Genomic DNA, 12,828 nt, shown 5'->3' with positions numbered 1-12,828 from the left:
GGCGTGCTGTCAGGAGTGCTCGACGACGGTGTCGGCCAGGACCGGCGCGTCGTCCCGTTCGACGGCGCCCACCGCGACGCGCACCCGCCCCTGTTCGCGCCACATGCGGATGCGCAGGGTCTCCCCCGGGTACACCACCCCGGCGAAGCGGGTGCGGTAGGCGCGGACCCGGGTCACATCGCCGCCGAGCAGCGTGTCGACGACCGCCTTGAGCGTGCAGCCGTAGGTGCACAGGCCGTGCAGGATCGGCCGGTCGAAGCCGGCGAGCTTGGCGAACTCGGGGTCGGCGTGCAGCGGGTTGTAGTCCCCCGAGAGGCGGTAGAGGAGGGCCTGGTCCTCGCGCAGGGGCCGGTCGGCGGTCCGGTCGGGGTCCCCGGTGGGCGGGTCCAGCCGGGTGGAGGGGCCGCGGTCGCCGCCCCAGCCGCCCTCTCCGCGTACGAAGATCTCGGCGTCGTTGGTCCACAGCGGGCCGTCGGCGTCGGCGACCTCGGTGCGCATGACGAGGACGGCGGCCTTGCCCTTGTCGTACACGGCGGCGATGCGGCCGGTGGCGGTGGCGGTGCCCGCGGCGGGGATGGGGCGGTGCAGCGTGAGGCTCTGGCCGCCGTGCAGGACCTTGGCCAGGTCGACGTCGACGCCGGGCATGGACAGCCCGCTGATCACCCCGGGCGAGCCCGCGCCCGCGACGGTGGCGAAGCTCGGCAGGACGTGCAGCCGGGACTCCAGGGTGTAGCGCAGCTCGTCCGGATCGGTGGCGGGGATCCCCGCGCCGATGCCGAGGTGGTAGAGCTGGACGTCCTTGGGGGTCCAGCTGATCTCGCCGGAGCGGGGTTCGGCGGCGAGGGCCGAGGCTGCGTCGATGGGCATGAGGCTCCTGACGTGGCGGCAAGGGGGTCTTCCGGATCGCCGAAGACCCCGGCACGGCCGTCCGCACCGTCGGCCGCACCGAGGTCGCTACGGGCCGACCTAGAACGCGTTCCAGTCCGGCGCCCCCTGTATAGCCCAGCGCTCCGCAGTTGTGAAGGCTCCTGACGCTGTGTCAGTTCCTCCGGCTCGGCGGGCGGTGAGCCGTGACATTTGTACTGCCCGGCTCCGTACACATGCCTCTGTCGCGGCCAGGGCCGGTTTCCTACCGTTTCCTTCGTACGCTGTGCTGTCGCACCGCCGTGGTGCGCGGACCGTTCGACCGGGGGACACAGAGATGACGTGGTGGCGGAGACTGAGGTGCCAGGGGGCGGCCTGGCAGGCGGAGCGGCTCCGGTGGCGGGCCGAGCACGAGCGCTACAAGGCCGCGCGACGGGACGCCCGGAAGAACGGCGAGGTGCCGCGCCTCGACCATCCGGGACCGCCGCCCACCGGCTTCGCCCTGCTGCCCTGGCTGCTGATGGGCCTGGGGTCCTTCTCCAACCTGCTCCAGGGCCGGACCCCCGACCCCTGGATCGGCGGCACGGGCCTGCTGGCCTTCAACTCCCTCTACGTCTACGTCACCTTCCGCTCCTTCGACCGGGCCAAGCGCGAGTCGGTGTCCACCCGGGTGGCGCTCGGCCTGATGGCACTGCTGACCACGGGGCTCGCCCTCGGCTACGGCGGCAACTGGCTGATGTTCTTCCCGCTGCTGGGTCTCGCGACGGGCGCCACCCTGCGCGGCCCGTGGCTGGGCCGCACCGGTCTGCTGCTCTCGGCGTACGCGGGCGCCGTCTCCGGTGTGCGGGGCGGCTGGGGAGACGCGACGAACATCGGCTACGCCACCTTCCTCTCCAGCATGGTGACCGCCGCGATCCTCGGTCTGTCCGAGGCGGTACGGGAGCTGCGCGCCGCCCGTGAGGAGCTGGCCCGGCGGGCGGTGGAGAAGGAGCGGCTGCGCTTCTCCCGGGACCTGCACGACCTGCTCGGGCACACCCTGTCGGTCGTCGTGGTGAAGTCGGAGGCGGCCCGGCGGCTGGCCCCGCGCGACATGGACGCGGCGCTGGCGCAGATCACGGACATCGAGTCGGTGGGCCGGCAGGCGCTCACCGAGATCCGGGAGGCGGTGACCGGCTACCGCGAGGGCAGCCTGGCCACCGAGCTGACCCGGGCCCGGTCGGCGCTGTCCGCGGCCGGCGTGGAGCCGGTGGTCCGCCGGACCGGGACGCCGCTCACCCCGCAGGCCGAGGTGCTGCTCGGCTGGGTGGTGCGCGAGGCGGTCACGAACGTGGTCCGGCACAGCGATGCCGGCCGCTGCGAGATCACCGTCGAGGGCGCCGCCGAGCGGGCCCGGCTCACGGTCACCGACGACGGCACCGGCAAGGCCGTCAGCCGGCCCCGGGAGGGCATCGGCGGCACGGGCCTGACGGGGCTGACCGAGCGCCTCGCGGCGGCGTGCGGCTCCCTGACCGCCGGCCCGTCGCCACGCGGCGGTTTCACGGTCACCGCGGAACTCCCGACGGACGCCGAGGAGCTGACGGCGATCGGGCTCACGACTCCTTCGGCTACGGCTACGGCTACGGCGCCCGGGGTGAGCTGACCGCCCAGCTCACGTCGTCCGCCGCGGTCACCGGCGCGCAGACCGTGAGGAGGGGACGTCCGTGGGCGTCAACTCCTGGGGCAGGATGGAGGCGTGGCGACCGACGCGGACAAGATCGAGCTGAGCGAACACGAACTCCGGGAGATCACGGGCTATGCGGCCGAGTGCGCGCGCAGGGTGCTGTCGATCTACGAACGGAGTCTTCCCGCCGACCCGCGCCCCCGCGACGCCGTCGACGCCGCGCGCGCCTTCGCCGGGGGCGGCAGGCGTACGCAGGCACTGCGGCAGAGCGGGTGGGCGGCGTACCGGGCGGCGCAGGAAGCCGCTCCCCCCGCCGCCGTCGACGCGGCACGTGCGGCGAGCCACGCGGCCGGTGCCGCCTACCTTCATCCCCTTGCGAGCGCCCATCAGGTGAGACACGTCCTCGGCGCGGCGGCCCATGCGGCACGGGCGGAGGAGCTGGCCGCCGGAGACGACCGGCCTGCCACCGCGGGGACCCTCGACTGGGCGCGCCGTCACGCACCGGCAGCGGTCAGCGCGGTGCTCGGCCGGCTGCCCGCCGCGCCTCCCGGCGGCGGCCGGGTGGGTGAACTCATGCGCGAGCTCGACGCCGCACTGCGCCCCTGAGGGGCGATCAGGGGGCGGCCCGGCGGCCGCCTGGCGCCGCGCTGCGCGGACCGCGCACCACGCGCGAAGGTTCCGCGTTCCGGTCCGGCGCCGGGCCGGCGCCCCGGCCGTAATCTGAGCGCATGAACGAGTTGCCCCGGGAGCGCCGGCCCGTGAAGTCCATCCGGGTTCTGCTCGCCGAGGACCAGGGCATGATGCGCGGCGCGCTCGCCCTGCTGCTCGGCATGGAGGAGGACATCGAGGTCGTGGCCCAGCTGTCCTCGGGTGAGGCCATCGTGGACTGCGTGCTCACCCACCGTCCGGACGTCGCCCTGCTGGACATCGAACTGCCGGGCACCAGCGGGCTGGACGCGGCGGCCGAGCTGCGGGAGCAGGCGCCCGACTGCCGGGTGCTGATCCTCACCACCTTCGGCCGGCCCGGTTATCTGCGCCGGGCCCTGGAGGCCGGGGCGGCCGGATTCCTCGTCAAGGACGGGCCGGTGGAGGAGCTGGCCACGGCGATCCGGCGGGTGCTCACCGGGGAGACCGTGGTCGATCCGGCGCTGGCCGCCGCCGCGCTCAGCGCCGGGCCCAATCCGCTGACGGCCCGTGAGTGCGAGGTGCTGAAGGCGTCGGTGGACGGGGCGACGGTCGCCGACGTCGCCGGGCGGCTCCATCTGTCCGAGTCGACCGTCCGCAACTACCTGTCCTCGGCGATCGGCAAGACAGGGACCCGGAACCGGGCGGAGGCGGTGCGGGAGGCCCGGCAACAGGGCTGGCTGTAGCCGCCCCCGAAGGCCCCCGCGCCGGACCTACCGCGTGACCTCGGAGTCCTTGTAGGTCGCCCCGGCCGGACCGGCGCACACGAACCAGTTCGCCCCGGGGTAGCCGGCGACCGGCCGGATCAGCGACGAGCCGTCGTGGGCGGCGGGCGCGGATCCTGCCGGGCGGGCCACGGTCGTCCTGCCGTCCTTCCAGGTGCAGGTGACCTCCCGGGCCGTCCTGGCGACCTTGCCGACCACCAGGCGGTAGGAGCCCGTGGAGCCGTTCTCTCCCAGGCGGCGCCGACCCTGCGCCAGGCCGCGTAGACCTGTTCGAGCGTCGTCTGGACCAGGTCCTCGGCGGCGTGCTGTTCTCCCGTGAGGAGAAACGCCGTACGCATCAGCCGCGGCCGGCGGCCGACCATGACCCGGAGAGTTTTTTTCCGGCCGCCCGCTTCGACGGCGGCCGAGCCGTTCACTTCCGCGGCAGCCACACCCGGATCAGGACCGCCCCGCCCAGCAGCACGGCCGTGCTGGTGCGGAAGGCCAGCGCGTAGCCGTCCGTCAGCGCCTCGGGGCCTTCCCCGCCGCCCGTCCCGGTGGCGGCGACGGTCGACATCACGGCGAGCCCCAGCGAACCACCCATGGTGCGTGAGGTGTTGACCAGCCCCGACACCACGCCGGCCTCGTCCGGAGCGGCCCCCGACGTCGCCAGTGCGGCGAGCGGGGTCGTGGCCAGGCCCGCGCCGAGCATCATCAGGATGCCGGGGATCATGATCGCGGTGAGGTAGGCCTCGTGCGCGCCCATCGTGGACTGCCAGCCGAAGCCTGCCGCGGCCGTCAGTGTGCCCGCCACCGCCACGTTCCGTGCGCCTGCCCGCCGCATCAGACGCGGCGCCAGCTTGGAGCCGGCGACCACGGCCAGCGAGCTGGGCACGAGGGCGAACCCGGCCTCCAGCGGCGAGTAGCCGAGTACGTTCTGGGCGTACAGCGTCATGAAGTACCACATGCAGAACATCGCCGAGCCGGACACGAACATCGCCGTGTTCGCCGACGCCACCGAGCGCAGCCGCAACAGGCCGAGCGGCATCAGCGGGGCCGCCGTACGCGCCTCGACCAGCAGGAACAGGCCTATCAGCAGCAGGCCGGCGAGCAGCGGCAGCAGCGTGGCCGGTGCCGTCCAGCCCTCCGTCTCCGTGCGCGAGATGCCGTAGGCCAGGGTCGCGAGGCCCGCCGTCACCAGCAGTGCGCCCGGCAGGTCCGGGCGCCGCCGGTCGCCGGCCCGGCTCTCCGCGAGCCACCGCACCGAGCCGGCCAGCACCACGGCGCCCACCGGCACGTTGATCAGCAGCACCCACCGCCAGGACAGCAGCTCCACCAGTGCCCCGCCGACCAGGCTGCCCGCGGCTCCGCCGCCGGCGCCCACCGCGGTCCAGGTGGCGATCGCCCGCGCCCGTGCCGCGCCCTCGGGCACCGCCGAGGTCACCAGGGTCAGCGTCGAAGGGGCGAGCACCGCCGCGCCCAGCCCCTGCACGGCCCGCGCCAGCAGCAGCTGCCCGCCCTCCTGGGCCAGGCCGCCGCCCAGCGAGGCCAGCGTGAACAGGCCGAGCCCGACCAGGAACATGCGCTTGCGGCCGTAGAGGTCGCCGGCCCGGCCGCCCAGCAGCATGAAGCCGGCGAAGGCGATGGCGTACGCGTTCACCACCCACTGCAGGCCCGACGGGCTCAGCCCGAGGTCGGTCCGCATCGCGGGCAGGGCCACGTTCACGACGGACACGTCGAGTACGACGAGGAACTGTCCGACGCAGGCCAGCGCCACCACGAGCCAGGTCACGGGTGCGGGGCGGCGGGACACCGGGGGCGAGGTGCGGGCGGCTTCGAGCATGGGTGTCATGCTCTCAACCAGGATGCGGTCCTTGCATCGGCATATCGGCGGGGAGCCGTCCGACCAATGGCCTACGCCGCTCGCAGCACCGTCACCACCGCGGCGCCGCCCAGCCCGATGTTGTGCGCGAGGGCGACCCGTGCGCCCGGCACCTGCCGCTCGCCCGCCTCGCCGCGCAGCTGCCACACCAGCTCGGCGGTCTGCGCGAGGCCGGTGGCGCCCAGCGGGTGGCCCTTGGAGATGAGCCCGCCGGAGGGGTTCACCACCCAGCGGCCGCCGTACGTCGTCGCGCCGGACTCCACGAGTTCGCCGGACTCGCCGGCCGCGCACATGCCGAGCGCCTCGTAGGTGAGCAGTTCGTTGACGGAGAAGCAGTCGTGCAGCTCGATCACGTCCACGTCCTCGATGCCCAGCCCGGACCGCTCGTACGCCCGGCGCGCCGCCTGCCGCGACATCGGCTGCCCGACGACGTCGATGCAGGAGCCGGAGGCGAAGGACTCCTCGGTGTCGGTGGTCATGGCCTGCCCGGCGATCTCGGCCAGGCCGGTCAGCGAGCGGTCCCGCGCGAAGCGTTCGGAGACCACCACGGCCGCCGCGGCCCCGTCCGAGGTCGGCGAGCACTGGAGCTTGGTGAGCGGCCGGTGCACCATGCGGGCGGCGAGGATGTCGGCCACGTCGTACACGTCCCGGAACTGGGCGTAGGGGTTGGGGGCGGAGTGCCGGTGGTTCTTGGCGGCGACCGCGGCGAACTGCGCCTCGGTCGTGCCGTACTTCTCCATGTGCTCGCGGGCCGCGTCACCGAAGATCTGCGCCGTGGGCGGGGTCGCCTCGAAGCCGTGCCGGGCGGCCATGACGCCGTAGTGCCGGGCGACCGGGGAGGTGGCGAAGTCACCGCCCTCCGCGCCGGAGCCGAGCGCGCCCTTCCTCATCTTCTCGAAGCCCAGTGCCAGCACGCAGTCGCAGGCGCCGCCCTCGACGAGCTGGCGGGCGAGCATGAGCGCGGTGGCGCCGGTCGCGCAGTTGTTGTTGACGTTGTAGACGGGGATGCCGGTGAGGCCGAGTTCGTAGGCGGCGCGCTGGCCGGCCGTCGAGGGCTGGAAGCAGTATCCGACAGGAACCTGTTCCACATCGGTGTAGGTGACCCCGGCATCCCTGAGCGCCGCGCTCCCCGCCTCCCGCACCATGTCCCAGTACTGCCACTCACGAGTCTCGGGCTTCTCGAAGCGGGTCATCCCGACCCCGGCTACATAGGCCTTCATGGCGCGCCAGATTAGAACGTGTTCCATGGACACACCAGATCCCTGACGGCGGATCAGAATCCCATGAGATGGTCAAGGATTCGTTAGAGGCCCGAAGCAACGGAATAGTTGCCTGTGCATACGAGGTTTACCCGGCACTTATCCACGCGGGAGGCCCCACTCAATGACGCACACGACGACCGACCAGCCCCACCGGAGGGCGAGCGGAGCCGTGGTCCCGGTGCTCGCCTTCGCCGGCATCGTGGTCGCGGTGATGCAGACCCTGCTCGTGCCGGTCATCAAGGACCTGCCGCAGCTGCTGGACACCGCCCCCAGCAACGCCACCTGGGTCCTGACCTCGACCCTCCTGTCCGGCGCCGTCGCCACCCCGATCATGGGCCGGCTCGGCGACCTGTACGGCAAGCGGCGGATGCTGATCCTCAGCCTCGCCGTGATGGTGGTCGGCGCCCTGGTCAGCGCGGTCACCAGTGAGCTGCTCACCATGATCGCGGGCCGTACCCTGCAGGGCTTCGCCATGGGCGCGATCCCGCTCGGCATCGGCCTGATGCGGGACATGCTGCCGCGCGAGAAGCTCGGCTCGGCCATGGCCCTGATGAGTTCCTCGATCGGCGTCGGCGGCGGCCTGGCGCTTCCCGCAGCGGCCCTGGTGGCGCAGCACGCGAACTGGCACGCACTGTTCTACGGCGCCGCGGGCCTCGGCGCGCTCGCGATCGCCCTCACCCTTCTCGTCGTGCCCGAGTCCCCGATGCGCGCCGAGGGCTCCTTCGACCTGCTCGGCGCGATAGGCCTGTCGACCGGCCTGGTGCTGCTCCTGCTGCCGATCACCAAGGGCAGCGACTGGGGCTGGTCCTCCGGTACGACGCTCGGCCTGTTCGCCGCGTCCGTCGTCGTGCTCCTCCTGTGGGGCGTGTACGAGCTGCGCGTCCAGGCGCCCCTGGTCGACCTGCGCACCACCGCCCGCCGCGAGGTGCTGCTCACCAACCTCGCCTCGATCATGGTCGGGGTCAGCTTCTACGTCGTCTCGCTCGTCCTGCCCCAGCTGCTCCAGCTGCCCGCCGCGACCGGCTACGGCCTCGGCCAGTCCATGGTCGTCGCGGGTCTGTGCGTGGCCCCGCTCGGCCTGACCATGATGTTCACGGCGCCCGTCTACGCCCGCCTGTCCGCCCGCTACGGCCCGAAGACCACCCTCGTCATCGGCCTGCTGGTCATCGCGATCGGCTACGGCGGCGGCCTCGGCCTGATGGACGCGGCCTGGCAGACGATCGTCACCTCCGTGGTCCTCGGCGCGGGCATCGGCCTCGCCTACTCCTCCCTGCCCGCACTGATCGTCGGGGCCGTCCCGGCCTCGGAGACCGGCGCGGCCAACGGCCTGAACACCCTGATGCGGTCCATCGGCACGTCCGTCTCCAGCGCCGTCATCGGCATGGTGCTGGCCAACACGGCGAACGACGTGGGCGGCGTCGCGATCCCGACCATGCACGGTTTCCGCGTCTCGTTCCTGATCGCCACGGCCGCCGTCGCGGTGGGCCTGCTGCTGGCCTTCTTCCTGCCGAACGCGGCCCGCCCGGCCCAGCACACGCAGCTGCGGGCGAGCAGCGAGGAGGACGCCGCCCTGGAGCACGCCGAAGAGGTGCTGCGGGGCTTCCGTGGCCGGGTCCTGGACGCAGACGGCGCCCCGGTGGCGCGGGCCAAGGTCACCCTGATCGACCGCCGGGGCCGGCAGGCGGGCGCCGCCGTCTCCGCGGAGGACGGCTCCTACGCCCTCGCCGTTCCCGCGCAGGGCGCGTACGTGGTGGCCGCGAAGGCCGCCGGCCACGGGCCGCTCGCCTCGTCCGCGACCCACTCGGGCGACGACCACACGGTGGACCTGGACCTCTCGCTTCCGGGGGAGACGGTCAGCGCGTAGCGCTCCGCGGGGAGCGGCGACGCGCCCACCGGAGGTTCGCGCTGTGCCCTCCGGCGTCCGCGGCCTCGTCGCGGCGTGTCGCCCCCGTGCGGAGCCGCACGGCGGCACGTCCCCGCGCCCCTCGACGCGTCACCCCGCACCCCCTGTCGCCCCGGCGACAGGGGGTGCGGCAGCATGGGCGTCCAGACAGCCGTACGACCGAGAGGCGCCCGATGCCCGCCGCACCCAAGCCCGAGATCCTGGCCGCGTTCGAGGCGGCGAAGGGGTTCATGCCCGTGGACGAAGGGCTGGCGCTGTACGCGGCGGCGGTGGAGGCCGGGCGGCTGGGGCTGCCGCTGCTGGAGGTCGGCACGTACTGTGGCCGCTCCACCGTCCTGCTCGCCGACGCGGCCCGCGAGGCCGGCGTCACCGTGCTGACGGTCGACCACCACCGGGGCAGCGAGGAACAGCAGCCCGGCTGGGACTACCACGACCCGGAGACGGTGGACCCCGAGATCGGTCTCATGGACACGCTGCCGGCCTTCCGCCGCACGCTGTTCAGGGCGGGCCTGGAGGACCACGTGGTCGCCCTGGTCGGCCGTTCCCCGCAGATCGCGGCGATCTGGAACTCCCCGCTCGGCTTCGTCTTCGTCGACGGCGGCCACACCGACGAGCACGCCACCGCCGACTACGAGGGCTGGGCGCCCCATGTCGCCGAGGACGGGCTGCTGGTCATCCACGACGTCTTCCCGCACCCCGAGGACGAATTCACCGGCCAGGCGCCGTACCGGGTCTACCTGCGGGCCCTGGAGTCGGGGGCGTTCACCGAGATCTCGGCGACGGGCTCGCTGCGGGTGCTGCGCCGGACGCGGCCGGGGATCTGAGATTCCGCGGCCGGGCGCCGGCGGCCCTTAAGGTGGCAGCGTGTCGTACGTAGGCCCCGACTTCGATCCCCCGCAGCCGCGCCGGTCCCGGCGCGGCCCGATGACCGTGGCGCTGGCCGCGCTGGTGCCCGGCGCGCTGCTCGGCTGGATGGTGTACGAGGCGGTGGGCGGCGGCGGTTCGGGCGGCTCGGACCGTACGGCCTCCCCCGCCCCGGCCTCGCGCACGGCCTCGGCGTCCTCCTCCCCGTCGACCCGGTCCGCCTCGCCCTCGGACGACGGCAAGCAGGCTTCGCCGGGCTCCGCGACGCCGACCGCGGCGCCCGCCGGCTCCGGGCCGCTCAAGGGCAAGGTCGTCGTCATCGACCCGGGCCACAACCCGGGCAACTTCCAGCACGCGTCCGAGATCAACCGTCAGGTGGACATCGGGACCAACCGGAAGGAGTGCGACACCACCGGGACGTCCACCAACGCCGGTTACACGGAAGCCCGGTTCACTCTGGACCTGGCGCACCGGCTGCGCACGCTCCTCCAGCAGCAGGGCGCCACGGTGAAGTTGACGCACGACGGGGACAGCCCGGCCTGGGGGCCGTGCGTGGACCAGCGGGCCCGGTACGGGAACGCGGCGCACGCCGACGCGGCCATCTCCCTGCACGCCGACGGCTCGGCGCCCGGCAACCGCGGCTTCCACGTCATCCTGCCGGGCTCCGTGCACTCCGGTGCCGCCGACACCCGGGACATCGTCCGCCCTTCCCACGACCTCGGGGTGCGCGTCGCGGGCAACTTCGTGCGCGAGACCGGTGAGCCGCCCTCCAACTACCTCGGCGGAGGTACCGGTCTCGTCACACGTACGGACCTGGGTGGTCTCAATCTGTCAACAGTTCCCAAGGTGTTCATCGAGTGCGGCAACATGCGCGATAACAAGGACGCGGCACTGCTGACCAGCGGCGCCTGGCGGCAGAAGGCGGCGCGAGGGATCTCTGAGGGAATCGTGAGTTTCCTGCGTCAGTCGTGACCGACGGGCGGAACCGGTCGGACAGCCGGATCTTGCGGACGATAGTGTCTACCGACGTCGAGACGACCTACGAAGGACCTGAAGTGAATATCCGCTCCCTCACTAGAGGCGATGGCGTGGTGATCGGAGCAGCGGTGGTGCTGTTCATCGCGTCGTTCCTCCACACGTTCGACCAGTCCGGCGACGGTTCTCCCAACGCATGGGACAACCTCGGCCTGGTGATGAGCATGTACGTCGGTGGCATCGTCGGCGCGGTCCTGATCGTCGTCGCCCGTGCCCTGCCGCAGCCGCGCAAGGTCGTCGGCCTCGACCTCGGTCAGGTGGGCGTCGCCCTGACGATCTTCGCCGCCTGGACGTCGTTCTGGTCGATCATCGACCCGCTGGGCGCCTTCAGCGACGACTTCGGCAGGTTCGACGTCGGCGCAGGCGCCGGTCTCATCCTGGGTCTCATCGCCGCCCTGATCCTGGCCGCCGCGGCCGTCGCCACGCCCCTCGTCCCGGCGCTCCAGGCCGCGCTGGTCTCGGCCCCCAAGCCGGCCGCCCCGCAGCCCTACGGCGCCCAGCCGCAGGGGGGTTACGGCTACCCGGGTGCCCAGCCGCAGCAGCCGTACGGTGCCCAGCCGCAGCCGGGTCAGCCGTTCGCGCCGCAGCCGGCCCCGCAGGGCGCTCCCGCCCCGCAGGGTGCTCCGGCGCCGCAGCCGGCCGGCGGGGACTTCTCGCCGTTCTGGTTCGCCGTGCCGGTGGCCCGCCCGCTGTTCGCGGAGGACGGCGCGACCAACCCGATCGCCGAACTGGCGCCGGGCACCTGGTACCTGGCCGTCGAGCAGCGCGGCGCCGCGCTGGTCGCCCAGACCCAGGACGGCCGCCGGGGCGTCCTCCAGGACACCTCCGGCATCCAGCGCGGCTGAGCCGCACGCCGCACCGCACGACGGCCCCTCGCCCTTCCGGGTGGGGGGCCGTTGTCGTACAGTCGGCCCCCCGTACGGAAACTGACGGTTCGTCAGGAGGCAGACGTATGCGGCTCGGTCTCGCACTCGGCTACTGGGGACGCGGCCCGGACGCCGGACAGGTGCCGCTCGCCCAGGAGGCGGAACGGCTCGGCTACCACTCGGTGTGGACGGCGGAGTCCTGGGGCTCGGACGCCTTCACCCCGTTGACCTGGATCGCCGCGCGGACGTCGACGATCAGGCTGGGAACGGCCGTGGCCCAGATGGCCGCCCGCTCACCGGCCGCGACCGCGATGCACGCGCTCACCCTGGACCACCTCTCCGGCGGGCGGGTGCTGCTCGGCCTCGGGCTGTCCGGGCCGCAGGTGGTGGAGGGCTGGTACGGCCGCCCGTTCCCCAAGTCGCCGCTGACCGCGACCCGGGAGTACGTGGACGTCGTCCGGCAGGTGCTGCGCAGGCAGGCGCCGGCGCAGGTGGACGGGCGGTTCCATCCGCTGCCGTACCGGGGGCCGGACGGCACCGGTCTCGGCAAGCCCCTGAAGTCGATCACCCACCCGCTGCGGTCCGGCCTTCCCGTGCTGCTCGGCGCCGAGGGGCCGAGGAACGTCGCCCAGACCGTCCGCATCGCCGACGGCTGGCTTCCGCTGTACTGGGCGCCGAGCCGGCCCGAGGTGTACGGGGACGTCGTACGGGAGTTGCCCGAGGGGTTCCTGGTGGCTCCGATGGCCCGGGTGAAGGTGTGTGCGGACGTGGCCGAGGGACTGCTTCCCGTGAAGGCCATGCTCGGGTTCTACATCGGCGGGATGGGGCACGCGGCCCACAACTTCCACGCCGATCTGATGGCCCGCATGGGGTACGGGCAGGAGGCGCGGCGGATCCAGGAACTCTTCCTGGCGGGGCGGCGGGAGGAGGCCGTGCTGGCCGTGCCGGACGCCTTCGCCGACGAGATCTCCCTGGTGGGTCCGCGCGAACGCATCGCCGAGCGGCTGGAGTTGTGGCGCAAGGGCCCGGTGACGGACCTGCTGGCCCTGTCACCGGACCCGCACACCCTGCGGGTGCTGGCGGAGCTGAACTCCTAGGGGGTTT

At 73.2% G+C, this 12,828-nt stretch carries 12 protein-coding genes and 1 pseudogene; 8 read left to right on the top strand and 5 right to left on the bottom strand.

Features of this window, described 5'->3' with window-relative positions:
• Positions 1 to 9: 9 nt before the first annotated feature.
• The gene (locus ACZ5CW_RS32225; RefSeq protein ID WP_468607612.1) at positions 10 to 867 is read right to left on the bottom strand and encodes a MaoC/PaaZ C-terminal domain-containing protein; all 858 of its coding nucleotides are present in this window, start codon (positions 865 to 867) and stop codon (positions 10 to 12) included.
• Between the two features lie 334 nt (positions 868 to 1,201).
• On the opposite strand from ACZ5CW_RS32225, the gene ACZ5CW_RS32220 reads away from it, so the two are divergent.
• From ACZ5CW_RS32220 to ACZ5CW_RS32210, 3 genes are all read left to right on the top strand, one after another.
• Complete coding sequence (locus ACZ5CW_RS32220) at positions 1,202 to 2,503, top strand: sensor histidine kinase (RefSeq protein ID WP_468607610.1); 1,302 nt, start codon at positions 1,202 to 1,204, stop codon at positions 2,501 to 2,503.
• Positions 2,504 to 2,596: 93 nt separating this feature from the next.
• Entirely contained in the window at positions 2,597 to 3,130 is a 534-nt protein-coding gene (locus ACZ5CW_RS32215; protein WP_468607608.1) for a putative immunity protein, read from the top strand.
• Between the two features lie 122 nt (positions 3,131 to 3,252).
• The gene (locus tag ACZ5CW_RS32210) at positions 3,253 to 3,894 is read left to right on the top strand and encodes a response regulator (RefSeq protein WP_468607606.1); all 642 of its coding nucleotides are present in this window, start codon (positions 3,253 to 3,255) and stop codon (positions 3,892 to 3,894) included.
• A 27-nt stretch (positions 3,895 to 3,921) separates the two neighbouring features.
• Here ACZ5CW_RS32210 and ACZ5CW_RS32205 read toward each other — a convergent pair whose 3' ends face one another.
• From ACZ5CW_RS32205 to ACZ5CW_RS32190, 4 genes and pseudogenes are all read right to left on the bottom strand, one after another.
• On the bottom strand, positions 3,922 to 4,131 hold the full coding sequence (locus ACZ5CW_RS32205; RefSeq protein ID WP_468607844.1) for a hypothetical protein: 210 nt from the start codon (positions 4,129 to 4,131) through the stop codon (positions 3,922 to 3,924).
• A gap of 35 nt (positions 4,132 to 4,166) precedes the next feature.
• Positions 4,167 to 4,295, bottom strand: a pseudogene (locus ACZ5CW_RS32200) (sigma factor); the annotation flags it as partial.
• Positions 4,296 to 4,345: 50 nt separating this feature from the next.
• Complete coding sequence (locus ACZ5CW_RS32195; RefSeq protein ID WP_468607604.1) at positions 4,346 to 5,755, bottom strand: MFS transporter; 1,410 nt, start codon at positions 5,753 to 5,755, stop codon at positions 4,346 to 4,348.
• A 71-nt stretch (positions 5,756 to 5,826) separates the two neighbouring features.
• Positions 5,827 to 7,014: a lipid-transfer protein gene (locus ACZ5CW_RS32190; protein WP_468607832.1), complete on the bottom strand. Its 1,188-nt coding sequence runs from the start codon at positions 7,012 to 7,014 to the stop codon at positions 5,827 to 5,829.
• Between the two features lie 163 nt (positions 7,015 to 7,177).
• On the opposite strand from ACZ5CW_RS32190, the gene ACZ5CW_RS32185 reads away from it, so the two are divergent.
• The 5 genes from ACZ5CW_RS32185 to ACZ5CW_RS32165 all read left to right on the top strand — a co-directional run bounded on the left by ACZ5CW_RS32185 (position 7,178) and on the right by ACZ5CW_RS32165 (position 12,821).
• Positions 7,178 to 8,920 carry an MFS transporter gene (locus ACZ5CW_RS32185; RefSeq protein ID WP_468607602.1) on the top strand — a complete coding sequence of 581 codons (1,743 nt, stop codon included), beginning with the start codon at positions 7,178 to 7,180 and terminating at the stop codon, positions 8,918 to 8,920.
• 212 nt (positions 8,921 to 9,132) lie between these two features.
• On the top strand, positions 9,133 to 9,783 hold the full coding sequence (locus ACZ5CW_RS32180; protein WP_468607600.1) for a class I SAM-dependent methyltransferase: 651 nt from the start codon (positions 9,133 to 9,135) through the stop codon (positions 9,781 to 9,783).
• A 40-nt stretch (positions 9,784 to 9,823) separates the two neighbouring features.
• Entirely contained in the window at positions 9,824 to 10,795 is a 972-nt protein-coding gene (locus tag ACZ5CW_RS32175; protein WP_468607598.1) for an N-acetylmuramoyl-L-alanine amidase, read from the top strand.
• 83 nt (positions 10,796 to 10,878) lie between these two features.
• Positions 10,879 to 11,703, top strand: a complete 825-nt coding sequence (locus ACZ5CW_RS32170) for a hypothetical protein (RefSeq protein WP_468607830.1) — start codon at positions 10,879 to 10,881, stop codon at positions 11,701 to 11,703.
• A gap of 107 nt (positions 11,704 to 11,810) precedes the next feature.
• Positions 11,811 to 12,821, top strand: a complete 1,011-nt coding sequence (locus tag ACZ5CW_RS32165) for an LLM class F420-dependent oxidoreductase (RefSeq protein ID WP_468607596.1) — start codon at positions 11,811 to 11,813, stop codon at positions 12,819 to 12,821.
• The last annotated feature ends 7 nt before the right edge of the window (positions 12,822 to 12,828 follow it).

The sequence above is a fragment of the Streptomyces sp. NPDC031379 genome, assembly GCF_055569615.1.
Note: the sequence above shows the minus strand (reverse complement) of the source record. Positions and strands in the feature narration are given on the sequence as shown.